General features: G+C 63.4%; 23 protein-coding genes. 11 read left to right on the top strand and 12 right to left on the bottom strand.

Annotated elements, in window-relative coordinates; all coding sequences use genetic code 11:
* Together IE100_RS16000 and IE100_RS15995 are read right to left on the bottom strand one after the other, a co-directional pair.
* The coding region (locus IE100_RS16000) for a hypothetical protein (protein WP_229800422.1) at positions 1-334 on the bottom strand (334 nt) is incomplete at its 3' end.
* 720 nt (positions 335-1,054) lie between these two features.
* On the bottom strand, positions 1,055-1,627 hold the full coding sequence (locus IE100_RS15995) for a phasin family protein (protein ID WP_189375572.1): 573 nt from the start codon (positions 1,625-1,627) through the stop codon (positions 1,055-1,057).
* Between the two features lie 372 nt (positions 1,628-1,999).
* Here IE100_RS15995 and minC point away from each other — a divergent pair, with 372 nt between their 5' ends.
* Genes minC through IE100_RS15975 form a run of 4 tightly spaced genes read left to right on the top strand, consistent with a single transcriptional unit; the run spans position 2,000 to position 4,749 of the window.
* Positions 2,000-2,710, top strand: coding sequence for a septum site-determining protein MinC (gene minC, locus IE100_RS15990; RefSeq protein ID WP_189375570.1), 711 nt, complete (start codon positions 2,000-2,002; stop codon positions 2,708-2,710).
* A gap of 29 nt (positions 2,711-2,739) precedes the next feature.
* Positions 2,740-3,552 carry a septum site-determining protein MinD gene (gene minD, locus IE100_RS15985; RefSeq protein ID WP_189375568.1) on the top strand — a complete coding sequence of 271 codons (813 nt, stop codon included), beginning with the start codon at positions 2,740-2,742 and terminating at the stop codon, positions 3,550-3,552.
* Between the two features lie 2 nt (positions 3,553-3,554).
* Positions 3,555-3,815 carry a cell division topological specificity factor MinE gene (gene minE, locus IE100_RS15980; RefSeq protein WP_047966227.1) on the top strand — a complete coding sequence of 87 codons (261 nt, stop codon included), beginning with the start codon at positions 3,555-3,557 and terminating at the stop codon, positions 3,813-3,815.
* A 4-nt stretch (positions 3,816-3,819) separates the two neighbouring features.
* Positions 3,820-4,749, top strand: a complete 930-nt coding sequence (locus IE100_RS15975) for a LysR substrate-binding domain-containing protein (protein ID WP_189375566.1) — start codon at positions 3,820-3,822, stop codon at positions 4,747-4,749.
* A gap of 97 nt (positions 4,750-4,846) precedes the next feature.
* Here the strand turns inward: IE100_RS15975 and fabG are convergent, their stop codons facing one another.
* The gene (gene fabG / locus IE100_RS15970; protein WP_189375564.1) at positions 4,847-5,587 is read right to left on the bottom strand and encodes a 3-oxoacyl-ACP reductase FabG; all 741 of its coding nucleotides are present in this window, start codon (positions 5,585-5,587) and stop codon (positions 4,847-4,849) included.
* Between the two features lie 298 nt (positions 5,588-5,885).
* On the bottom strand, positions 5,886-7,517 hold the full coding sequence (locus IE100_RS15965) for an ABC-F family ATPase (RefSeq protein ID WP_189375562.1): 1,632 nt from the start codon (positions 7,515-7,517) through the stop codon (positions 5,886-5,888).
* 170 nt (positions 7,518-7,687) lie between these two features.
* Here IE100_RS15965 and dapA point away from each other — a divergent pair, with 170 nt between their 5' ends.
* Positions 7,688-8,563: a 4-hydroxy-tetrahydrodipicolinate synthase gene (gene dapA, locus IE100_RS15960; protein WP_189375560.1), complete on the top strand. Its 876-nt coding sequence runs from the start codon at positions 7,688-7,690 to the stop codon at positions 8,561-8,563.
* Positions 8,564-8,575: 12 nt separating this feature from the next.
* Entirely contained in the window at positions 8,576-9,715 is a 1,140-nt protein-coding gene (gene bamC, locus IE100_RS15955; protein ID WP_229800421.1) for an NlpB/DapX family lipoprotein, read from the top strand.
* Positions 9,716-9,840: 125 nt separating this feature from the next.
* Here bamC and IE100_RS15950 read toward each other — a convergent pair whose 3' ends face one another.
* Both IE100_RS15950 and IE100_RS15945 read right to left on the bottom strand, forming a co-directional pair.
* The gene (locus IE100_RS15950; protein ID WP_082133648.1) at positions 9,841-10,035 is read right to left on the bottom strand and encodes a hypothetical protein; all 195 of its coding nucleotides are present in this window, start codon (positions 10,033-10,035) and stop codon (positions 9,841-9,843) included.
* A 263-nt stretch (positions 10,036-10,298) separates the two neighbouring features.
* Positions 10,299-11,426, bottom strand: coding sequence for a cupin domain-containing protein (locus IE100_RS15945; protein WP_189375558.1), 1,128 nt, complete (start codon positions 11,424-11,426; stop codon positions 10,299-10,301).
* A 128-nt stretch (positions 11,427-11,554) separates the two neighbouring features.
* Here IE100_RS15945 and IE100_RS15940 point away from each other — a divergent pair, with 128 nt between their 5' ends.
* Complete coding sequence (locus IE100_RS15940; RefSeq protein ID WP_189375556.1) at positions 11,555-12,034, top strand: FKBP-type peptidyl-prolyl cis-trans isomerase; 480 nt, start codon at positions 11,555-11,557, stop codon at positions 12,032-12,034.
* A gap of 31 nt (positions 12,035-12,065) precedes the next feature.
* Here the strand turns inward: IE100_RS15940 and IE100_RS15935 are convergent, their stop codons facing one another.
* The 6 genes from IE100_RS15935 to IE100_RS15910 all read right to left on the bottom strand — a co-directional run bounded on the left by IE100_RS15935 (position 12,066) and on the right by IE100_RS15910 (position 17,310).
* Entirely contained in the window at positions 12,066-12,791 is a 726-nt protein-coding gene (locus IE100_RS15935; protein WP_189375555.1) for a phosphatase PAP2 family protein, read from the bottom strand.
* On the bottom strand, positions 12,788-13,603 hold the full coding sequence (gene prmC / locus IE100_RS15930; protein WP_189375553.1) for a peptide chain release factor N(5)-glutamine methyltransferase: 816 nt from the start codon (positions 13,601-13,603) through the stop codon (positions 12,788-12,790). The genes IE100_RS15935 and prmC overlap by 4 nt, the downstream gene beginning before the upstream one ends.
* A 3-nt stretch (positions 13,604-13,606) precedes the next feature.
* Positions 13,607-15,049, bottom strand: a complete 1,443-nt coding sequence (mgtE, locus tag IE100_RS15925; protein ID WP_189375552.1) for a magnesium transporter — start codon at positions 15,047-15,049, stop codon at positions 13,607-13,609.
* Positions 15,050-15,254: 205 nt separating this feature from the next.
* Positions 15,255-15,938, bottom strand: a complete 684-nt coding sequence (gene mtgA / locus IE100_RS15920) for a monofunctional biosynthetic peptidoglycan transglycosylase (protein WP_189375550.1) — start codon at positions 15,936-15,938, stop codon at positions 15,255-15,257.
* Between the two features lie 3 nt (positions 15,939-15,941).
* Positions 15,942-16,763 carry a shikimate dehydrogenase gene (gene aroE, locus IE100_RS15915; protein ID WP_189375548.1) on the bottom strand — a complete coding sequence of 274 codons (822 nt, stop codon included), beginning with the start codon at positions 16,761-16,763 and terminating at the stop codon, positions 15,942-15,944.
* A gap of 97 nt (positions 16,764-16,860) precedes the next feature.
* Entirely contained in the window at positions 16,861-17,310 is a 450-nt protein-coding gene (locus IE100_RS15910) for a rhodanese-like domain-containing protein (RefSeq protein WP_189375546.1), read from the bottom strand.
* 317 nt (positions 17,311-17,627) lie between these two features.
* On the opposite strand from IE100_RS15910, the gene glnA reads away from it, so the two are divergent.
* The 4 genes from glnA to ntrC all read left to right on the top strand — a co-directional run bounded on the left by glnA (position 17,628) and on the right by ntrC (position 22,385).
* Positions 17,628-19,046 (top strand): type I glutamate--ammonia ligase, encoded by a 1,419-nt coding sequence (glnA, locus tag IE100_RS15905; protein ID WP_047966240.1) that lies wholly within the window; start codon positions 17,628-17,630, stop codon positions 19,044-19,046.
* A gap of 209 nt (positions 19,047-19,255) precedes the next feature.
* A complete protein-coding gene (locus IE100_RS15900; protein WP_189375543.1) occupies positions 19,256-19,723 on the top strand; it encodes a DUF4124 domain-containing protein in 468 nt (155 codons plus the stop codon).
* 120 nt (positions 19,724-19,843) lie between these two features.
* Positions 19,844-20,908 (top strand): nitrogen regulation protein NR(II), encoded by a 1,065-nt coding sequence (gene glnL, locus IE100_RS15895; RefSeq protein ID WP_189375542.1) that lies wholly within the window; start codon positions 19,844-19,846, stop codon positions 20,906-20,908.
* 22 nt (positions 20,909-20,930) lie between these two features.
* Positions 20,931-22,385, top strand: coding sequence for a nitrogen regulation protein NR(I) (ntrC, locus tag IE100_RS15890; protein ID WP_189375540.1), 1,455 nt, complete (start codon positions 20,931-20,933; stop codon positions 22,383-22,385).
* Positions 22,386-22,435: the final 50 nt, after the last annotated feature.

Raw genomic sequence — 22,435 nt, 5'->3', positions numbered from 1 at the left:
CTTCACGACGGGCCACCATGTACGGCGCATCGCCGCCTTCACGACGGGCCACCATGTACGGTGCGTCGCCGCCTTCACGACGGGCCACCATGTACGGCGCATCGCCGCCTTCTCGACGGGCCACCATGTACGGTGCGTCGCCGCCTTCACGACGGGCCACCATGTACGGCGCATCGCCGCCTTCTCGACCGGCAATCATGTATGGAGCATCGCCGCCATCACGTTTCGCAGTCATCTCTACATCTTGCTGCTGCACAGCAGCAGGGGCAGCGTAAACCGGAGCAACAACACTAGCCAGCACAACAGCGATAGAGGTAATTAGCAGCTTTTTCATGATCGATATCCTTTTATTTAAATTGGTAGCTTTGATTGTTTCAGCATTTGATTCGAATAATTTGTACAGCTATTTTGTGGTGCTAGTGACGACGGGCTTCAGGTCAGCCTGTCCCGGCGATGACCATAGAAGCAATGATGTAACTATACGACTGGTCTAATTCAATTAATAGCGAAGTAAACTGAATGTCTTGTTCAGATTTTGCGAACTAGCCGGATCCGGCAACAGCAGCCGGCTTTGCAGTGCAGCACACGGAGGAATCGGGACGGCGGCAGAAGTGCAGGACGAGTACCCGCCGCGGCGGAGGCAAGGAAACCGCGACCGCAGCGATGGCGTTGCGGCCAACGTTGGCCGCAATGCAAAAAGCCCGCGCGAAGCGGCACGGGCTTGTGGCAGACAAAAAAAGGGGGTACGGCCCACCACCGTACCCCAAACACACACATCAAGAGGAAAAGCGTCGTTTGCCTGCCTGCACCAAACCATCCCTGATCCGGTACCTTGCTTGCTCGCCGCAGGCAAACTCAGATCAACGGCGCCGCTTGCCGGTGCCGTTCATCTCATACCGGGAGCATAGCCGGTAGTGGCAATCGTGCTTTGATGCACGTCAAGCGCGGCATAGTGTTGCCGGCGGCGGCCCGAAAAAAGGCGGAAACGAACAAGGCAGAAACGAAAAAACCTCCCGTGCGGGAGGTTTCGTTCAAACAGAATGATGCGTGTCGATCAGGCAGAAGCGGACGGCGTCGCCTTGCGGGTGCGGCTGACCGCAGCGCTGGCCGCCTTGGCCGAGGTTTCGGCTGCTTCAACACTGGCTTCGGCAAACTCGGAACCGACTTTCTTGGCGGTCTTGGCGGCGCTTTCGAAGGCCGCGTTGCTGGAAGTCACGATGTTCTTCAGCGCCTGTACCGCAGCGTCGGAACCGGTCGGCGCGTTTTTCGCCAGACGGTCGATCACGTCCAGGACGTTCTTGTTGGTTTCGGCAACCTGCTCTTCCACGAAGGAGGTCAGCTCGGTCTGGGTGGCCAGCGTGGCATCGTAGACTTCACGCGCCGCGGCGAAGGCCTTGTCCAGGCTAGGCTGGGTCAGGCTGCTCTGGAATTCGGCCAGCGCTTTCGGGTCCTTGATCGCCGACAGCTGCTTCAGCGTCTGGGCGTTCTCGGCCAGCAACTTGCGCGACATTTCCAGCTGCAGGGTAGCCAGGCGCTCGGCGCTGGCCAGCAGGATGCCGGAAAGACGGACGGCTTTGTCGAACTGCGACTGACCGAAAGCGGAAAACTCTTGTGCAGTAGTAAACATGGTTAATCCTTTTCGAAAAATGAAACACTCAGCAGCAATATCGTTTTGAAACTCGTCGTTGCCGCATCGCAACAAGCTGCATTATTGTGTTGCACCGCATCAATGTCAATTTTTTTGTTGCGCCGCAACATCGCTAAGTCGCTATTTTTACAACAGCAAACACATTCAGCATGACGGCCTTGCATTGCAGGCGTGTGTCCGGCCGGTGACAGTCGTGTGCGTCGGCGCGCACCGTCTTCAGGCGTCGCCGCGGCGCACCGGCCACGGAGATCTTCGGCACCGGCAATGACACCAGCCTTTGATTGAAAGGCTCAGGACAAAGCGATACACTCCAGCCATAAAATAAATCTATCCATCCGGCGATAAAATCCAATGAGTTCTGCGGCCAACCTTTTCGACATCAAATCCGCCAGTCTTGACCTGCTGGCCATCGTGCTGCGCAGCACCGACCTGCCCGCCCTGCAAGCCGCCATCCAGCAACGCTTCAACAGCCACGAACCCGAGCCGTTCGTGCTGGACATCGAGCAGCTGCCGGCACCGGATGGCGACACCCTGGCCCCGGTCTGCGCCATGCTGCAGCAACACGGTCTGCGCATCGCCGCCGTCCGCCACCGCGACGCGCAGTACGCCGCCCTCGCCCACCGCCTCGGCCTGCCCTTCATCAGCGGTAGCAGTGGCGGCAAGAGCAGCGCGGACAGTGTCAGCGCACCGGCCGTGACGGCGCCCGTCGCGGACAGCAGCCTGCCGACGCCGACCATGATCATCGACCGCCCGGTGCGCGCCGGACAGCAGATCTACGCCAAGGGCGGTGATCTGGTGGTGCTGGAGATGGTCAGCGCCGGGGCGGAACTGATCGCCGACGGCAGCATCCATGTCTACGCGCCGCTGCGCGGCCGGGCACTGGCCGGCGCCCGCGGCAACACCGCGGCGCGCATCTTCGTCAAGAGCATGGAGGCCGAACTGGTTTCCATCGCCGGCGTGTACCGCACCATCGAACAGGACTTGCCGCAGAGCATCAAGGGCAAGCCGACCCAGATTTATCTCGAACAAGAGCGCGTGGTCATGATCCCGCTCGACAAGTAACCAGCATCGTTATTCCAAGGATCGATATCGTGGCAAAAATCATCGTTGTGACCTCCGGCAAGGGTGGTGTCGGCAAAACCACCACCAGCGCCAGCTTTGCATCCGGCCTCGCCCTGCGCGGCCACAAGACCGCCGTGATCGACTTCGACGTCGGCCTGCGCAACCTGGACCTGATCATGGGCTGCGAACGCCGCGTGGTGTACGACCTGATCAACGTGATCAATGGCGAGGCCAGCCTCAACCAGGCGCTGATCAAGGACAAGCACTGCGACAACCTGTACGTGATGCCGGCGTCGCAGACCCGCGACAAGGACTCGCTCAGCCGCGAAGGCGTGGAAGCGGTGCTGAAGAACCTGGACGAGATGGGCTTCGAGTTCATCGTCTGCGATTCGCCGGCCGGCATCGAAAAAGGTGCGCTGATGTCGCTGTACTTTGCCGACGAGGCCATCGTGGTCACCAACCCGGAAGTGTCCTCGGTGCGCGACTCCGACCGCATTCTCGGCATCCTGTCGTCGAAATCGCGCCGCGCCGAAGAAGGCCGCGAGCCGGTGAAGGAACACCTGCTGATCACCCGCTACTCGCCGGCCCGCGTCGACAAGGGCGAGATGCTGTCGGTGGAGGACGTGAAGGAAATCCTGCGCATTCCGCTGATCGGCGTGATCCCGGAGTCGCAGGCCATCCTGCAGGCCTCCAACTCCGGCACCCCGGCGATCCACATCAAGGGCTCCGACGCCGCCGAGGCTTACGGCGACGTGGTGGCCCGCTTCCTTGGCGAGGACCGTCCGATGCGCTTCGTGGAAGCGGAAAAAATCGGCTTCCTGAAACGACTGTTTGGAGGCTAGCCATGTCCCTGATCGATATGATTTTTGGCAAGCGCCAGAAAACGGCCTCCATCGCCCGCGAACGCCTGCAGATCATCCTGGCGCACGAGCGTGACGGCAAGACCGGCGCGCCGGACTACCTGCCGGCGCTGCAGCGCGAGCTGATGGAAGTGATCTCCAAGTACGTGGCGGTCAACCAGGACGACATCAAGGTGCACCTGGAGCGCCAGGACAACTTCGAGGTGCTGGAAGTGAACATCGTCCTGCCGGAACACCAGCGCTGACACCATGACTCTGACCGAACTGCGTTATATCGTCGCGGTGGCGCGCGAGCGCCACTTCGGGCGGGCGGCCCAGAGCTGCTTCGTCAGCCAGCCGACGCTGTCGATCGCGATCAAGAAACTGGAAGACGAGCTGGGCGTCACCCTGTTCGAGCGCGGCGGCCAGGAGGTGAGCGTCACCGAAATCGGCGAACGCATCATCGAACAGTCGCAGCGGGTGCTGGAAGAGGCAGAAACGGTGAAGCGCCTGGCCGGCGAACACCAGAACGAGCTGGCCGGGCCGCTGAAGCTGGGCGTGATCTTCACCATCAGCCCCTACCTGCTGCCGAAGCTGATCCCGGCGCTGCGCATCCTGGCGCCGGAAATGCCGCTGATCCTGGAAGAAAACTACACCGCACGTCTGGCCGAGATGCTCAAGCGCGGTGAAGTCGACGCCATCATCGTCGCCGACCCGTTCGACGAGCCGGGCACGGTGGCGGTGCCGCTGTACGACGAGGAATTCGTCGTCGCCACGCCCAAGGGCCACCCATGGGAGAAGCGCGACGCGGTGCGTTCTTCCGATCTGGCCAGCGAAAGCGTGCTGCTGCTGTCGCAGGGCAACTGCTTCCGCGACCACGTGCTGCAGGCCTGCAGCGAGGTGGCCAGCCGCCAGCACCAGAACAACGGTCTGGCCGCGTCGCTGCAGGGCAGCTCGCTCAACACCATCCGCCACATGGTGGCCAGCGGCATGGGCGTCACCGTGCTGCCGCAGACCTCGGTGTCGGCGGCGGACGAAGGGCTGCTGTCCATCATCCCGTTTGCCGCGCCGGTACCGCAGCGGCGCGTGCTGCTGGTCACCCGCAAGCAGTTTTTCCGCAAGCAGGCGATCCACACGCTGCAGCAGGCGGTGTTCTGCTCCGGCCTGAACGGCGTCACCATGCTGGAGCACGAGGCCTGAGCCACTGCCCGTGATCTGGCAATAGGCATGAAAAAAGGTTGGCCGCAATTGCGGCCAACCTTTTTTTTACGAGCGGCAAATCGCCGCAGCGGACGGCTTACAGCGTCAGGCCGCCGGTCACCTCGATGGCGGCGCCGTTGATGTAGCTGGCCTCGTCGGAAGCCAGCCACGCGTACACATTGGCGATCTCTTCCGGTTGTGCCATGCGCTTCATCGGCACCTTGTCCTCCATCGCCTGGATCACCTTTTCCGGCATCGATTTCAGGATCGGAGTGGCCACGAAGCCCGGGCACACCGCGTTGGCGCGAATGCCCTTCTTGCCCAGTTCCTTGGCCCAGGTCTTCACGAAACCGATCACGCCGAACTTGGAGGCGGCGTAGTTGGTCTGGCCGAAGTTGCCGTACACGCCGACGACCGAGGACGCGTTGAGGATCACACCGGCACCCTGCTCGATCATGGTGTCGACCACGGCCTTGGTACAGTTGTAAACGCCCTTCAGGTTGATGTCGATCACCTTGTCGAACTGGTCTTCGCTCATCTTGATCAGCTGTGCATCCATCACGATGCCGGCGTTGTTGACCAGCACGTCGATGCGGCCGAACTGGGCCTTCAGCGCGCCAACCATGTCGGCGATCTGCGCCTTGTTGGTCACGTCCACCTGATAGCCGACGGCTTCGCCACCCAGCGCTTTCAGCTCGGCCACCACGGCATTGACGGCATCCATATTGATGTCGCAAACCGCGACGATGGCGCCTTCCTTGACGAATTTCTCTGCAGTAGCCTTACCGATACCACTGGCACCACCGGTGATGATGGAGACTTTCCCTTTCAAGCGCATGATTTTTCCTTTGCTAGGTTGCAGGCAACCCGATTGTCGAACGGATATTCCTCCACCACCGACCTTCGAGATTCAAGTCCCTGTTTTTCTCTGTCTTTATGTTATGGCTTTGACATTGCACTGCGGCATCCTGTTTTGCAGCGCACAACATCTTGCGCTGCAATATAGCGCAAGGCTGTCGCCAACGTAAAGCAATCGCTCTAAGAAGCTGACGTGGGCGGCAAGGGCTGTTGCGGCCAACCTGCACACAAAAAAACAGGCAGCCGCAGCTGCCTGTTTTGTATGGGTTTGTCGGGGATTACTCCAGGCCCTTGCTGGACAGGTATTCCTCGTAATCGCCGGTGTAGTAGTCGTAACCGCCCTTGCCGTCCAGTTCCAGGATCTGGGTGGCCAGCGAGCTGACGAACTGGCGGTCGTGCGATACGAAGATCAGCGTGCCCTTGTACTTTTCCAGCGCCATGTTCAGGGCTTCGATCGACTCCATGTCCATGTGGTTGGTCGGTTCGTCCATGATCATCACGTTCGGCTTCTGCAGCAGCAGCTTGCCGTACAGCATGCGGCCCTTCTCGCCACCGGACAGCACGCGCACCGCCTTTTCCACATCGTTGCCGCCGAACAGCAGGCGGCCGAGGGTGCCGCGGATCACCTGCTCGTCGTCGCCTTCCTGGCCCCACTCGCGCATCCACTCCGTCAGCGTGCGGTCGCTGTCGAACTCGGCCTCGTGATCCTGGGCAAAGTAGCCGATCTGCGCCTTCTCCGCCCATTTCACCATGCCGTGATCCGGGGTCAGGCCTTCCGCCAGTACCGGATCGAAGGCACCGGCCAGCATTTTCACCAGCGAGGTCTTACCGGCGCCGTTGGGGCCGATGATGGCGAGGCGGGCACCAGCCTCCAGGATGAAGCTCATGTCCTTGAACAGCACCTTGTTGTCGTAGGCCTTGCTCAGCGACTGTACTTCCACCGCCTGACGGTGCAGCTTGAAGCGCTCGTCCATCTCGAAGCGGATGAACGGACTCTGGCGGCTGGACGGCTTGACCTCCACCATTTCCGACTTCAGCTTGTCGACCTGCTTCAGGCGCGAAGTCGCCTGGCGGGCCTTGGACTTGTTGGCGGAGAAGCGGGCGGCAAATTCCTGCAGTTCCTGGATGCGTTCCTTGGCCTTGGCATTGGAGCTGAGCTGACGTTCGCGCGCCTGGGTGGACGCCAGCATGTAGTCATCGTAGTTACCCGGGTAGATACGGATGGTGTTGTAGTCCAGATCCGCCATGTGGGTGCAGACCGAGTTCAGGAAGTGACGGTCGTGCGAGATGATGATCATGGTGGAGTTGCGCTCGTTCAGCACGTGCTCCAACCAGCGGATGGTGTTGATGTCCAGGTTGTTGGTCGGTTCGTCCAGCAGCAGGATGTCCGGATTGGAGAACAGCGCCTGTGCCAGCAGCACGCGCAGTTTCCAGCCGGGGGCCACTTCGCTCATCGGGCCGAAGTGCTGCTCCACCGGAATGCCCACCCCCATCAGCAGTTCGCCGGCGCGTGCCTCGGCGGTATAACCGTCGTACTCGGCAAACTTGGCCTCCAGCTCGGCCGCGTGCATGTAGTCGTCTTCGGTGGCTTCCAGATTGGCGTAGATGGCATCGCGCTCGCTCATCGCCGCCCACATCTCGGTGTGGCCCATCATCACCACGTCGATCACGCGCTGGTCTTCGTAACCGAACTGGTCCTGGCGCAACTTACCCAGGCGCAGGCCGTTCTCGATGGCCACTTCGCCGCTGGTTTGCTCGAGGTCGCCCCCGAGAATTTTCATGAAAGTCGATTTGCCGGAACCGTTGGCACCGATCAGGCCATAACGGTTACCTTCACCGAACTTGACGGAAACCTTTTCGAAAAGCGGCTTGGCGCCGAACTGCATGGTAATGTTGCTTGTCGTAATCACTCGATCATTCCTCAGCCAGTCACTGCATGTACCGGAAAACCCGGCATTTTACCACAAACACCCTCTGCAATCAGGGTGTTGCCGCCGGTACATCTTTGCTTTCGCAGCTGCTCCGGAATTCCGCTACAATCGAACACCATTTAAACCCTTAACCAGAATAGGCAGATCTTATGCTTACCGGTAGCCTCGTTGCGCTGGTCACCCCGATGTTCGAGGACGGCCAGGTCGATTTTGAATCGCTGAAACGTCTCGTAGATTTCCACATCGATAACGGTACCGACGGCATCGTGGCCGTGGGTACCACAGGCGAATCCGCCACCCTGGGCGTGGAAGAACACATCAAGGTCGTGGCGGCTGTGGCCCAACACGCCGCCGGCCGCATCACCGTCATCGCCGGCACGGGTGGCAACTCCACCAGCGAGGCCATCGAACTGGCCGCCCTCGCCAAGCAGGCCGGCGCCAGCCATTCGCTGTCGGTCGTGCCCTACTACAACAAGCCGACCCAGGAAGGCATCTACCAGCACTTCCGCAAGATCGCCGAAGCGGTGGAACTGCCGGTCATCCTGTACAACGTGCCGGGCCGTACCGTGGCCGACATGAGCAACGACACCGTGCTGCGCCTGAGCGAAGTCGACAACATCGTCGGCCTGAAGGACGCCACCGGCGACATCGGCCGCGCCTGCGACCTGATCAAGCGCGTACCACAAGGCTTCGGCCTCTACTCCGGCGACGATCCGACCGGCATGGCCTTCATGCTCTGCGGCGGCCACGGCGTGATCTCGGTCACCTCCAACGTCGCCCCCAAGCTGATGAGCGCCATGTGCCAAGCCGCCATCGCCGGCAACGCCGCCGAAGCGCGCCGCATCAACGACAAGCTGCAAGGCCTGCACAAGTTCCTGTTCGCCGAGCCGAACCCGATCCCGGCAAAATGGGCAATGCACCGCCTCGGCCTGATGCCGGCCGGCCTGCGTTTGCCGCTGACGCCGCTCACCGCCGCCAGCTCGTCACTCGTCGAACAAGCGATGCAACAAGCAGAGGTGCTGTAAGCCGTGAATGCCATGATGAAAAAAGCCCTGCTCACCGGTGTCGTCTCCTCGGCACTGATCTCCGGCTGCGCCAGCAGCGGCCCGGACAGCGCCATCGCCTACAAGTCAGACGCCCCGGCGGCCAAACGCTCGCTGGAGGTTCCGCCGGACCTGAGCGCACCGCAACAGCAAGACCGTTACCCGCTGCCGGTGGTCAACAGCAACGGCAGCAGCACCGCTCCCGCCGAGGTCGCCCTCAACAACAAGGTTGCGGCCAACGTGGTGGTCAGCGCCGACCAGAAAGCCAAGGCGCAGATCGAACGCGCCGGCAGCCAGCGCTGGATCAGCGTGGAAGGCAAGAGCCCGGCACAAGTCTGGCCGCTGCTGAAGGCCTTCTGGCAGGATAACGGCTTCGTGATCCAGACCGAGGAGCCGGACGTCGGCCTGATGGAAACCGACTGGGCGGAAAACCGCGCCAAGCTGGGCCGCGACCCGGTACGCAACCTGCTGGAAAACATCGGCCTGGGCTCGGTGCTATCCACCCCGGAGCGTGACCGCTTCCGCATCCGCGTCGAGCAGTCCGCCACCGGCACCGACGTGTTCTTCACTCATCGCGGCATGTACGAGATCTACATCAACGAAGCGAAGGATGCCACCCGCTGGCAGCCGCGCCCGGCCGACCCGGAACTGGAAGCGGTGTTCCTGTCGCGCTTCCTGGTCCGCCTTGGTGTGGATGAAGCCACCGTCGCGCAGAATGCCCGCAAGCTGGAAGCCACCGCCAATCCGGCCGCCAGCAGCAAGGTGCGCAGCGAAGGCGGCGACATCGTTCTGGCCGACAGTTTCGAGCGCAGCTGGCGCCGCGTCGGCCTGGCACTGGAACGCCAGGGCCTGGCCATCGTCGACCGCGACCGTTCGATGGGCGTCTACTTCGTCAGCCCGGTGCAGGACGAAGCGCTGAAGGCGACCGAGAACAGCAGCGGCGGCATCTGGTCCTCGCTGGCCTTCTGGCAGGACAAGGAAAAAGCGGCCGAGCCGATGCGCGAGCAGTTGCGCATCGAACTGAAGCCGAGCGATGCCGGCACCCGGATCAGCATCCGCAACAGCCAGGGCACACCGCTGTCGGCCAAGCAGCTGCAGACGCTGCAGCAGAAACTGCTCAACGAACTGCAGTAAGCGCCGACACCCGGCAAGCAAAAAGCCCGCGATTGCGGGCTTTTTGCTTGCCTGTCCGCCACATGGCAGCGGCGACAGGCGTAAAAAAACCGGCGCTAGCGCCGGTTTTTCTTGCCAACTCAGAATTACTGAGCAGCGGAAGCAGCTGGAGCCGAAGCGTCAGCAGCGGAAGCGTCAACTGCAGGAGCGGAAGCTTCAACAACTTCAGGAGCGGAAGCTTCAACAGCTGGAGCGGAAGCTTCAACCGGAGCCTCTTCTTTTTTGCCGCAAGCGGACAGAGCAACGGCCAGCAGAGCAGCAACGAGGAGCGACTGTTTCATTTGTAAATACCTTTGAAAGCGAGTGTTGAACAAGACGTTTAAACAACTACTTTCTCAAGCAAGAAAAGTGTGATGAGGAAGTAGTGCAGATTTAATCAGTGCGCGAATTGTAGCATGAAAAAATTTGCTGAAAAGGGGGTAAACAATAATTTATTGCGAATATCGAACAGGATTCTGCGGCAATGCAACAACACAACAATTTAGGGTCAAAACAATATACGCACCCGATCCGCCCTCCGCAACATTGTAGACAATGTCCTTTTTCAGTTTGCAGCGGCCGGCTGCCACCAGCCCGCAAGGTAACCCTCTAATAATAAAGGCATCATCGACGGCGACAGCTGCTGCGGGGACAAACGGCGCCGGTTGGCCAACTGTTGCCAGGCCGCGACATCGTCCGCCGACACCGACAACGCCTCTCCGTTGCAGTACAGCATGTCATCAGCGTAAAGAATCAGGGTTTTCAGATCCAGCGCCACCCCTGTTGCGGCCACCGCCGCCGTGAACTCCTCCTCGTCCAGCTCCTCCTCCGGTGCCTCGTAAAACACGTGCGGCTTCGGCTCCGTCAGGTAATGACCGAGAAAATCGGTCACCGTGTGGCGATCCCAACTGATCTGCGACAGGATGCGGCCAACCTGATCCACCATGCTGTCGTCCAGCCGTGCCGGCTCCTGCGGCGGGCGCAGCCCTGGGTCGGCATATCTGCCCTCGATACAAATTCTGTCTTGCAGGTAAACCAGGAATTCGGTCGCCAGTTCCTGCGCGGACGGTGCCCTGAAGCCGATCGAGTAAGTCATGCCCGGCTCCAGCGCCACGCCGTAATGGGCGTAGCGCGGCGGCAGGTACAGCATGTCGCCGTGCTCCAGCACGAACTCCTCTTCCATGCGGAAGTCCTTCAGTACCTTGATCGGGGCGTCCTCGATGAAGGCTTCGTCCTGCTGCGAGGAGATCTGCCAGCGCTTGCGACCGCCGACCTGCAGCAGGAACACGTCGTAGGAATCGAAATGCGGGCCGACGGTGCCGCCGGGCGGGGCATAGCTGATCATCAGGTCGTCCAGCCGTGCATAAGGCATGAAATCGAAACGCCACAGGATGTCGGCAATGTGTGGCAGGTGATGGTTGACGTTCTGCACCAGAATGGTCCAGTCGCTCTCCGGCAGGCGGCGCAGGCGGCCGGGACGGAACGGGCCGCGCTCCAGCGACCACTTACCCTGCTTGAACTCGATCAGCCGCGACTCGACATCCTCGCTGCGCGACAGCTCGGTCAGCCACGCCAGATCGACCGGCGCCCCGACATCGGTCAGCGCGCCGCGGATCAGCAGCGGCTTCTTGTGCCAGTAGTCCTGCAAAAAGGTTTCGGCGGTCATGCCGCCCAACAGATCAATCGCTTTCATGTCAGAATCTCGTTGTGCCATCTGGCAATGGTTTACAATAGGGGATGCCGATTATGACCCCTCATGCCGGCAGCGCCCGGCGCTGGGTCAAACATCGTTATCATTCTTTATCTTTACGGTACCGCCACATGCAAATCGTCAAAAACTCCGTTGTCACCATCCACTACGAAATGTACGACGCTGACAACAACCTGCTCGACAAGACGGAAGAGCCGATCGCCTACCTGCATGGCGGCTACGATGGCATTTTCCCGATGGTGGAAGAAGCGCTGCACGGCAAGAACGTGGGCGAATCCATCACCGTCACCATGACACCTGACGACGCGTTTGGCGAACCGGAAGAAGAGCTGGTTCGTGTCGAGCCGCTGGACGTGCTGCCGGAAGAAGTCGAAGTCGGCATGATGTTCGAAGCCGATGATCCGGAAACCGGCGACGTGATCCTGTTCCGCGTCACCGACGTGGCCGACGGCAAGGCAGTCCTGGACGGCAACCACCCGCTGGCCGGTCTGACCATCCGTTTCGTTGCCACCGTGGCCGAAGTGCGCCCGGCGACGGAAGAAGAAATGGCCCACGGCCACGCCCACGGCGAACACGGTCACCACCACTAAGCCGTAGCCGGCCGGCACGACAAAACGGGGCTCAGGCCCCGTTTTTCTTTGGTCGCAGCAACTGCAGCGCGGCCAGCAAGGTCAGCAGGTTGAACAGCACATAGGCCTCGTTCGGCGGCGACCGCCACAATTTCCAGCCACTATACAGCAGCAGTAGCAGCGCCAGAGCGCGCAGCAGCGGTGGCGTCCATGAAGGCGGCCAGGCCGGCCACTGTCGTCCCACACAAAACAGCGCGATGGCCCAGCCCAGTGCGGCACCGACCAGCACATCCAGCGGCCAGTGCACGCCGATGGCGATACGCGACCAGCACACCAGCACTACCAGCCCCATCAGCCCCGCCTGCCACCACCAGCGTCGCCCCTGTGCCAGCACCCCGGCCAGCAGCGCGCCGGCGATGGCGTGGCCGGAGGGAAAGGCGCCGTTGGCCGGCAGCACATCCAGCAACTGCACGCTGCCCGCCGGCAGCACCAGGAACGGACGCGGCACGGCGAACGCCGCCTTGAACAGGATGGCGCTGCCGATGCCGAGCAGCACCGCCACGACCAGCGACGGCAAGCGCTGCGGTCGGCACTGCGCCAGCAGCAGCAAGGCGGCGATCACCAGCGACCACTCGCCGAGCATGCTGAGCAGGCGCCACAAGGCCGGCGGCAACACCGCGCCGGCGTGGTGCAACGACAAGAACAGCGCCTGGTTGCCGCTGCTCAGCAGTAGCAGCAACGCCAGCAGTGCGCACGCGGCAATAAAGCCGCGGCTCACGCGCGGCAGCCCAGTGTCACGCGGTCGTTGCCGGCCAGATCCGGCAGCGTCGCCACCTGCTGCAGCCCGGCCGCGGTAAACAGCGCGCGACAGGCCGCACCCTGGTCGTAGCCATGCTCCACCAGCAGCCAGCCACCGGCGGCCAACCTTGCCGGCGCCTGCGCCGCGATCTCGCGCAGGCAGTCCAGGCCGTCGTTGCCGTCGGTCAGCGCCATGCGCGGCTCGAAGCGGACGTCGCCCTCGTCCAGATGGTGATCCTGCGCGTCGATATAGGGCGGATTGCTGACGATGGCATCGAATACCTCACCTGCCGGCAGTGGCGCCAGCCAGCTGCCCAGGTAAAAACCGACCTTGGCGCCAAGGTTGGCCGCATTGTGCTGCGCCACCGCCAGCGCCTCCGCGGACAGGTCCACGGCACTGACTTGCCACTGCGGCGCCTCCAGTGCCAGCGTCACCGCGATGGCGCCACTGCCGGTACCGAGATCGACCACCCGTGCGCGACGGTTGCGGCCAACCTTGTCGAGCGCCGCGTCGACCAGGTGTTCGGTTTCCGGGCGCGGGATCAGCACCGCGGGGCTGACGCGGAACGGGCGACCGTAGAACTCGCGCTCGCCCAGCAGGTAGGCCACCGGCTCGCCGGCCAGCCGCCGCTGCGCCAGCGCGGCAAACGCCTTCCACTGCTGCAAGGTCAGCTCGTCGGGGGCGAACGACACCAGCTCGGCGTGGCTGAAACCGGTCACCGCCGACAGCAGCAGCCGCGCCTCCAGGCGGGGCAGTTCGAAATGGCGCAAGGCCTCGTTGATCGTCTTCATCGTCTAGAGCAGGAACAGGCTGGCGAGGCCGAGAAAAATGAAAAAGCCGCCGGAATCGGTACAGGCGGTGATCAGCACGCTGGAGCCGACCGCCGGATCCTTGCCGAAACGCTCCATCATGGTCGGGATCAGCACCCCCATCGACGCCGCCAGCATCAGGTTGAGGGTGGTGGCCGCCAGCATCACCAGCCCCAGCGAGAAACTGCCGTACAGCAGCCACGCCAGCACGCCCAGCGCCGAGCCCCACACCAGGCCGTTGATCACGCTGACGCCCAGCTCCTTGCGCCACAGGCGCTGCGCCTGCCCCGGCTGCAGCTGCCCCATCGCCAGCGCCCGCACGATCATGGTGATGGTCTGGTTGCCGGAGTTGCCGCCGATGCCGGCCACGATGGGCATCAGCGCCGCCAGCGCCACCAGCTTCTCGATCGAGCCTTCGAAGGCACCGATCACGCGGCTGGCGATAAAGGCGGTGCACAGGTTGATCGCCAGCCACGCCCAGCGGTTTTTCACCGAGTCGATCACCGGCGCGAACAGGTCTTCCTCTTCCTTCAGGCCGGCGAGGTTCAGTGCCTCGGTTTCCGACTCCTCGCGGATCACGTCCACCATCTCGTCGACGGTGAGGCGGCCGATCAGCACGCCGTGCTCGTCGACCACCGGCGCGGTCACCAGGTCGTAGCGCTCGAACGCCAGCGCGGCATCGGCGGCGTCCTCGTCGGGATGGAAGCTGACCACCTCGGTCGCCATCACCTCCTCCACCAGCCGTTCCGGATCGCTCACCAGCAGGCGGCGCACCGGCAGCACGCCCTTGAGCACGCCGTCCTCGTCGACCACGAAGATCTTGTCGGTCTGGCTCGGCAGCTCGTCGAAACGGCGCAGGTAGCGCAACACCACTTCGCAGCTGACGTCCGGGCGGATCTTGACCAGCTCGTAGTCCATCAGCGCGCCGACCTGTCCCTCTTCATAGGATAGTGCCGATTGCAGCTGCTGGCGCTCTTCTTCGTCGAGGCCGCCCATCACCTCGTACACCACCTGGCGCGGCAGGTCCGGCGCGAGGTCGGCAAGGTCGTCGGCGTCGAGCTGTTCGGCGGCGGCCACCAGCTCGTGCTGCTCCATCGACTCGATCAGCGATTCGCGTACCGCGTCTGACACTTCCAGCAGGATTTCGCCTTCATCCTCGCTGTCGACCAGATCCCACACCAGCAGGCGGTCGTCCAGCGGCAGGGCTTCGAGGATGTAGGCGATATCCGCCGGGTGCAGCGATTCGAGCTTGTGTTCCAGCTCGACCAGGTTCTGCTTGTGGACGAGCGACTCCACCAGATCATGCTTGGGCATGTCCTGGCGATGCACGAGGTCCTCGACCAGTCGCTGGCGCTCGATGAGGCGCTGAACCTGGCTGAGGTTATCCTGCAGACGATCGGTTGGTTGTTTTTTGTCGATAACCGTCATGCACGTCTCCTGCCGCCTGTGGCGGAGTGAGTGCAATCCGGTAACAGGCGGGGTTATTGACTAGCCAAAAAGGTAGTGGTGGTTATGAGATAACTGGGTAAGTCCATGCGTTTCAGCTGCGCGTATCGCAGCGATCACGAAAGAGGCCGAAATTGTAGCACGCGAATGTGACAGCCAGCCACCGCGACGGCCGGCTGCCAGCGGCTCAGGGAGCGAGCGCCTGCGACATGCGGCGCTGGATGATGCGGGTCTTGCGGGCCAGGCCCGGGGCATTGCGGTGGGTGTCGTAGTAGCGCGGGTTGGGCACCATCGCCGCCAGCTTGGCCGCCTGTCCGCCCGACAGCCGGGCGGCGGAGGTGCGGTAGTAGTGGCGCGCGGCGGCCTCGGCGCCGAACACGCCGTCGCCCCACTCGATCACGTTGAGGTAGATTTCCAGGATGCGGCGCTTGTCGAGCACCGCCTCCAGCATCACCGTGATGAAGGCCTCATCTATCTTGCGCCACGGGGTCTTCTTGCTGGACAGGAATAGGTTCTTCGCCAGCTGCTGGCTGATGGTGGAGCCGCCGGCGACGATGCGCCCCTGCTTCAGGTTCTTCTCGAAGGCGACCTCGATGCCCTCCCAGTCGAAGCCCTCGTGGTCGACGAACCTGGCGTCCTCGGCCGCGATCACCGCCCGTTTCAGGTTGCCGGAGATGCGGTCGTACGCCACCCAGCGGTGACGCAGCTCGGCATCTGGATCATCCTCCTGCAGCCGCGCCAGCTGCGCGTCCATGAAGGAGCTGCTCGACGGGTTGGCGTGTCGCCAGTAGACGATATGGCCGAAGATCCACAGGTAGTACAAAAAAAGAGCGGTCAGGACGACCGCTCCGATCTTAAGGAACCAGCGCATGACTCAGGCCAGGACCTCGCGCAGCATATTGGTCACCTTGCGCGTGGCCGGCTGGATGCCGCGCCAGATGCGGAACGACTCCGCCGCCTGCTCCACCAGCATGCCGAGGCCGTCGGCCAGCATGCCGGCATTCTCGGACTGCGCGCGGCGCAGGAACGGGGTCAGGCCGCGGCTGTACACCATGTCGTAGGCCAGCGAGCGGCTGCTGAAGATGCCGGCCGGGATCGGAGGCAGCTCGTTGGACAGGCTGGTCGAGGTGCCGTTGATGACGATGTCGAACTGGCGTCCCTGCAGCGCGTCGTAGCCGACCGCCTCGATGTCGCCCAGCGCGCGGAACTGGTAGGCCAGCGATTCCGCCTTGATCACGGTGCGGTTGGCGATGGTCAGCGCCTGCGGCTGCTGCGCCAGCAAGGGCTGCAGCACGCCGCGCACCGCGCCACCGGCACCCAGCAGCAGCACGCGCTGGCCGGCAACCGGCACGTCGAGGTTGTCGACGATGTCGCGCACCAGGCCGGTACCGTCGGTGTTGTCGCCGTAGATCTTGCCGTCGCGCAGCGTCAGGGTGTTGACCGCCTCGGCCAGACGCGCCGCCTCACTCACCTCGTCGGCAAAGCGGAAGGCGTCGCCCTTGAACGGCAGCGTCACGTTGAGGCCCTTGCCGCCATTGGCGAAGAAGGTCTGCACCACCGGCGCGAACTGGCCGAGCTCGGCAAACAGCTTTTCGTAGTTCATGTCCTGCCCGGTGGCCTGGGCGAACTCGGCATGAATGAACGGCGACTGGCTGTGCGATATGGGATTGCCGATCACGGCGTAACGATCAGTCATGATTCACATCTTTCAATAGGAATAAGGCAAAGCCGGTGGCAGCCGCTCGACCAAAAACACACTTTGCCTTGTCAGGCCGGAAACTGCAAGCCGTGGCTCAACCCTGAATCCACGGCAGGCCGTGCGCCTTCCAGCCATTGACGCGGCCGCGATGCTGCTCGGCGTCGCGATCACCCTCGAAACCTTCCAGAATATTGTAAACCTCGGCATAACCTGCCTCTGCGGCCAACCTTGCCGCCTCGTCCGAGCGCGCGCCGGAGCGGCAGATGAACAGCACCGCCTTGTCCTTGCTAACCTGCTGCTGCAGCTGCTCGACAAAGGCGGCGTTCGGCACCATGCCGGGATAGGTCCGCAGCTCGACGCGCACCGCCTCCGGAATCACGCCGACAAACTGCCACTCCGCCGCGCTGCGCACGTCCACGATCACCGCCTGCGGCAGCGACTGGCGCACCGCCCACGCCTCCGGCGGCGTCAGCGCCCCGCTGTAGGTCAGCCCCAGTTCACTGCCGCGCGCCTGCGCTGTTGCCAAAATGGTTTCTACGGTCATGGGGAAGCTCCTTGTGTCACGTGCCAATAATGATCAGACCCTTACAGTAATGCAGTGTTCAGCGACTGTCATCCCGCGGCAGCGGCCGGAAAGGCGCGCCAAAAGCGGGCACGCCCACCACCAGGCACCAGATTGGTGCTATTTGCACAATAATGGCACCACAGTCGTGCAAACACGGCGCAGCAGGTGCCGGCAAATGTGGCAGAATGGGCATTCCCACGCCCGCTCGCGGCTGGCACGCTTCATGCTTTTACCCCGGTACATAAATTTGTGCCATCCAGATCGATGCACTTAGCTAGCTCATTTAGGAGATCACCATGGCGGTTGCAGACGTAGTCAAGCTCATCACCGAAAACGACGTAAAATTTGTCGACCTGCGCTTTACCGACACAATGGGTAAAGAACAACACGTGACCATTCCTGCTCACGTGCTGCTGGACGATGCCGACGCATGGTTCGAGAACGGCCACGCGTTCGACGGCTCCTCCATCGCCGGCTGGAAAGGCATCCAGGCCTCCGACATGCTGCTGATGGCAGACCCTGCTACCGCCAAGATCGACCCGTTCTTCGACGAGCCGACCGTCTTCATGTCCTGCGACGTGATCGACCCGGCCGACGGCAAGGGCTACGACCGCTGCCCGCGTTCGGTGGCCAAGCGTGCCGAAGCCTACCTGAAGGCCTCCGGCATCGGTGACACCGCCTACTTCGGTCCGGAACCGGAATTCTTCATCTTCGACAGCATCACCTGGGGCACCGACATGTCCGGCTGCTTCGTGAAGATCAAGGCCGAAGAAGCGGCCTGGGCTTCCGCCGAAGAATTCGAAGGCGGCAACACCGGCCACCGTCCGGGCGTGAAGGGCGGCTACTTCCCGGTACCGCCGGTTGACTCCTCGCAAGACATCCGCTCGGCCATGGTGCTGCTGCTGGAAGAGCTGGGCGTACCGGTCGAAGTTCACCACCACGAAGTGGCCACCGCCGGCCAGAACGAAATCGGCACCAAGTTCAGCACCCTGACCCAGCGCGCCGACTGGACCCAGATCCTGAAGTACGTGGTCCACAACGTGGCGCACAGCTACGGCAAGACCGCCACCTTCATGCCCAAGCCTATCGTTGGCGACAACGGTTCCGGCATGCACGTGCACCAGTCGATCTGGAAAGACGGCAAGAACCTGTTCGCCGGTGACGGCTACGCCGGCCTGTCCGACATCGCCCTGTACTACATCGGCGGTATCATCAAGCACGCCAAGGCACTGAACGCGATCACCAACCCGGGCACCAACTCCTACAAGCGTCTGGTTCCGCACTACGAAGCCCCGGTGAAACTGGCCTACTCCGCCAAGAACCGTTCCGCCTCGATCCGCATCCCGCACGTGGCCAACCCGAAAGGCCGTCGTATCGAGGCACGCTTCCCGGATCCGCTGGCCAACCCGTACCTGTGCTTCGCCGCGCTGATGATGGCGGGCCTGGACGGTATCCAGAACAAGATCCACCCGGGCGATGCCGCCGACAAGAACCTGTACGACCTGCCGCCGGAAGAAGACAAGCTGATCCCGACCGTGTGCGCGTCGCTGGATGAAGCGCTGGCCGCACTGGACGCCGACCGCGAGTTCCTGACCCGTGGCGGTGTGTTCTCCAACGAGTGGATCGACGCCTACATCGAGCTGAAGATGAAGGAAGTGAACCTGACCCGCATGACCACCCACCCGGTGGAATTCGCGATGTACTACTCGCTGTAAACCGACGCGCGTTCCGGCACCGCCCGGAACCTGCCTCACCGACCCGCAGCGCCACCGGCGCTGCGGGTTTTTCATTGCGACCAACGTTGGCCGCAGACCTTGGCAACGAATCGCCCCCGCAGCCGGCGACAATTTAATCGGCCGCCACGCTGACGCGGCGCGTGACTTTCACTATCATCGGCGCTGGTCCGTTCTTCCCTGGTAACGCCATGCTGCGCCCGCTTCTCGCCTCCCTGCTGCTGTGCAGCGCTGCCACCGCGGCCAGCGCCGCCACCATCTACAAACACGTCGACAAGGACGGCCACGTCACCTTCACCAACGTGCCGATGCGCGGTGCGCGCGCGGTGCTGGTCACCCCCGCCGCCGACGAGACGCCACCGGCGGCGCCCCGCGCCAGCAAGCCGCGTCCGGCCAGCGCCGCCGCCCCGGCGCACATTCCCTCGGTCGACAGCGGCACCCAGCGGCAGCGCGACGAGGGCCGCCGCCGCATCCTGCAGACCGAGCTCGACAACGAGCAGCGCGCGCTGGGCGAGGCGCGGCAAAGCCTGCAGGACGCCGGCAAGAAAGCCGGCACCCCGCCTGCCCAATTGCAGCGCCTGCGCGACGCCGTCACCGACCGCGAACGCAATATCGCGGCGCTGAAGCAGGAACTGGGCAACGCCGGCGGCGGCAACTAGCACCAAAGCGACACGAACGCACCAAAACAGGGCAAACTACTCCGCATTGCGGTCGCCAGACCGCACCCAGCCGGGCTTGTTTCTTGCTAAAGCCGGTACAAGCAATGTGGAATGCCCACCATGACACCCCAAAACTATCCGCAGCAGTACGCCGGCCTGGAGTTGCTGGAAACGCCGGTGATGATCGTCGAGCGCAACGGCCAGCTGCTGTTCGCCAACCCGGCCTGCGAAAGCCTGCTCAAGGTTGGCCGCAAGGAGCTGCAGAAGCACTCGCTGTACGCGCTGTTCCATGACGCGCGCGCACTGAAGAACGCGGTGCAGATGGCGCTGGATCATGCCGGCAGCTATATCGAGCACGATCTGGAGCTGGTGCCGGAAGGCGACATCCCGCTGCACATCGGCCTCACCGTGACCCCGATCGATAGCCCGCCGCGCCTGGCGCTGGTCGAGCTGCGCCCGATCGACCAGCAGCTGCGCATCGCCAACGAGGAGCGCCTGCTGTTGCAGCAGCAGGCCAACCGCGAGCTGATCCGCAACCTGGCGCACGAGATCAAGAACCCGCTCGGCGGCATCCGCGGCGCGGCGCAGCTGCTGGAGCACGAGATCGCCGACCGCCCGGAGCTGCTGGAGTACACCGGCGTGATCCGCGAGGAGGCGCTGCGGCTGCAGCACCTGGTCGACCGCCTGCTGGCGCCGCACCGCCGCCACATCGCCAGCGACGTCAACATCCACGAGGTGCTGGAGCGGGTGCGCAGCATCCTGCTGGCCGAGTACCCGCAGGGGCTGACGGTGCGCCGCGACTACGACGTCAGCCTGCCAATGCTGGCCGCCGACAAGGAGCAGCTGATCCAGGTGGTGCTCAACATCGCCAAGAACGCGGTGCAAGCGATGAAGGGCAGCGGCGAGATCATCCTGCGCACCCGCGTCGCGCGCCAGGTCACCCTCGCCCGCAAGCGCCACAACCTGGCACTGAAATTGCAAGTCATCGACAACGGCCCCGGCATTCCCGACGACATCCGCGACCACGTGTTCTACCCGCTGGTCACCGGCCGCGCCGAGGGCACCGGCCTGGGCCTGACGCTGGCGCAGACCTTCGTGCACCAGCACGGCGGCACCATCGAATTCGAATCCCGTCCGGGCAACACCTGCTTTACGGTACTGATGCCCTTCGGCCCGGACCAATAAAACTACTTCAAGGCGAACAAGCATGACGCAAGCGGTCTGGATCATTGACGACGACAAGGCGATTCGCTGGGTACTGGAAAAATCGCTGGCGCGCGGCGGTATCGCCTACCAGAGCTTCTCCAGCGCGGACGACGCGCTCAACGCGCTGTACGATGCCACCCCCAGCGTGATCATCAGCGACATCCGCATGCCGGGCACCGACGGCCTAAAATTCCTCGGCAAGGTGAAGCAGGAACACCCGGCGCTGCCGGTCATCATCATGACCGCGCACTCCGATCTCGACTCGGCGGTGGCGGCCTTCCAGGGCGGCGCCTTCGAGTACCTGCCCAAGCCCTTCGACGTCGACCAGGCGGTGGCGCTGATCGAACGCGCGCTGGCGGAAAGCCGCAGCAGCGAGGCGGCCAGCGAGGACGCCGAGGCGATGCCGGCGCTGCTGGGCCAGGCACCGGCGATGCAGGACGTGTTCCGCGCCATCGGCCGCCTGTCGCAATCCAGCGTCACGGTGCTGATCACCGGCGAATCCGGCACCGGCAAGGAGCGCGTCGCCGAGGCGCTGCACCGCCACTCGGTGCGCGCCAACAAGCCCTTCATCGCGCTCAACACCGCGGCGATTCCGAAGGACCTGCTGGAGTCCGAGCTGTTCGGCCACGAGAAAGGCGCCTTCACCGGCGCGCTGGGCACCCGCCGCGGCCGCTTCGAGGAAGCCGAGGGCGGCACCCTGTTCCTGGACGAGATCGGCGACATGCCGACCGAGCTGCAGACCCGCTTGCTGCGCGTGCTGTCCGACGGCCACTTCTACCGCGTCGGCGGCCACACCCCGATCAAGGCCAATGTGCGGGTGATCGCGGCCACCCACCAGAATCTGGAAGAACACGTCAAGCAGGGCAAGTTCCGCGAGGACCTGTTCCACCGCCTGAACGTGATCCGCCTGCGCCTGCCGCCGCTGCGCGAGCGCAGCGAGGACATCCCGCTGCTGGTGCGCCACTTCCTCGCGCGCAGTGCGGCCAACCTTGGCGTGGAGCCGAAGCGGCTGTCCGAGGCGGCGATGGCGCTGGTGCAGCACTACGCCTTCCCCGGCAACGTGCGCCAGCTGGAAAACCTGTGCCAGTGGATCACGGTGATGGCGCCGGGGCAGTCGGTGGAGATGCAGGACCTGCCACCGGAATTCCGCCCCGAGCTGATCGCCGGCAGTGGCGGCGCCATCGAGCTGCCGCCCGCCGCCGACGGCAGCGGCGTGCTGCCGACGCTTGCGGGCGACTGGACCATGCTGCTGGCGCGCGAGGTGGCGCAAAGGTTGGCCGCGGGCGAATCCGGCATCATCGACGACCTCACCGCCCGCTTCGAAAGCACCTGCATCCGGAGCGGCCTCGCCCACACCGGCGGGCGCAAGGTGGAAGCGGCCAACCTGCTGGGCTGGGGCCGCAACACGCTGACGCGCAAGATCCAGGAACTGGGGCTGGAACACGGCGGCGACTGAGGCCCCCGCCCGCCGCGGCCGACAACAGAACGGCCAGCCGTCCATGCGAC

The sequence above is a fragment of the Vogesella alkaliphila genome (genome assembly GCF_014652475.1).
In the GTDB taxonomy this organism is placed as follows: Bacteria; Pseudomonadota; Gammaproteobacteria; order Burkholderiales; family Chromobacteriaceae; genus Vogesella; species Vogesella alkaliphila.
The sequence above is the reverse complement of the archived record's forward strand: the minus strand, read 5'-3'. Positions and strand labels throughout refer to the sequence as shown.

Bases quoted from the DNA above. Each gene is read 5' to 3' on its own strand.
- IE100_RS15995 (WP_189375572.1), bottom strand. From the start codon at position 1,627: ATGTTTACTACTGCACAAGAGTTTTCCGCTTTCGGTCAGTCGCAGTTC.
- minC (WP_189375570.1), top strand. From the start codon at position 2,000: ATGAGTTCTGCGGCCAACCTTTTCGACATCAAATCCGCCAGTCTTGAC.
- minE (WP_047966227.1), top strand. From the start codon at position 3,555: ATGTCCCTGATCGATATGATTTTTGGCAAGCGCCAGAAAACGGCCTCC.
- IE100_RS15975 (WP_189375566.1), top strand. From the start codon at position 3,820: ATGACTCTGACCGAACTGCGTTATATCGTCGCGGTGGCGCGCGAGCGC.
- fabG (WP_189375564.1), bottom strand. From the start codon at position 5,587: ATGCGCTTGAAAGGGAAAGTCTCCATCATCACCGGTGGTGCCAGTGGT.
- dapA (WP_189375560.1), top strand. From the start codon at position 7,688: ATGCTTACCGGTAGCCTCGTTGCGCTGGTCACCCCGATGTTCGAGGAC.
- bamC (WP_229800421.1), top strand. From the start codon at position 8,576: ATGATGAAAAAAGCCCTGCTCACCGGTGTCGTCTCCTCGGCACTGATC.
- IE100_RS15950 (WP_082133648.1), bottom strand. From the start codon at position 10,035: ATGAAACAGTCGCTCCTCGTTGCTGCTCTGCTGGCCGTTGCTCTGTCC.
- IE100_RS15945 (WP_189375558.1), bottom strand. From the start codon at position 11,426: ATGAAAGCGATTGATCTGTTGGGCGGCATGACCGCCGAAACCTTTTTG.
- IE100_RS15940 (WP_189375556.1), top strand. From the start codon at position 11,555: ATGCAAATCGTCAAAAACTCCGTTGTCACCATCCACTACGAAATGTAC.
- prmC (WP_189375553.1), bottom strand. From the start codon at position 13,603: ATGAAGACGATCAACGAGGCCTTGCGCCATTTCGAACTGCCCCGCCTG.
- mgtE (WP_189375552.1), bottom strand. From the start codon at position 15,049: ATGACGGTTATCGACAAAAAACAACCAACCGATCGTCTGCAGGATAAC.
- mtgA (WP_189375550.1), bottom strand. From the start codon at position 15,938: ATGCGCTGGTTCCTTAAGATCGGAGCGGTCGTCCTGACCGCTCTTTTT.
- aroE (WP_189375548.1), bottom strand. From the start codon at position 16,763: ATGACTGATCGTTACGCCGTGATCGGCAATCCCATATCGCACAGCCAG.
- IE100_RS15910 (WP_189375546.1), bottom strand. From the start codon at position 17,310: ATGACCGTAGAAACCATTTTGGCAACAGCGCAGGCGCGCGGCAGTGAA.
- glnA (WP_047966240.1), top strand. From the start codon at position 17,628: ATGGCGGTTGCAGACGTAGTCAAGCTCATCACCGAAAACGACGTAAAA.
- IE100_RS15900 (WP_189375543.1), top strand. From the start codon at position 19,256: ATGCTGCGCCCGCTTCTCGCCTCCCTGCTGCTGTGCAGCGCTGCCACC.
- glnL (WP_189375542.1), top strand. From the start codon at position 19,844: ATGACACCCCAAAACTATCCGCAGCAGTACGCCGGCCTGGAGTTGCTG.
- ntrC (WP_189375540.1), top strand. From the start codon at position 20,931: ATGACGCAAGCGGTCTGGATCATTGACGACGACAAGGCGATTCGCTGG.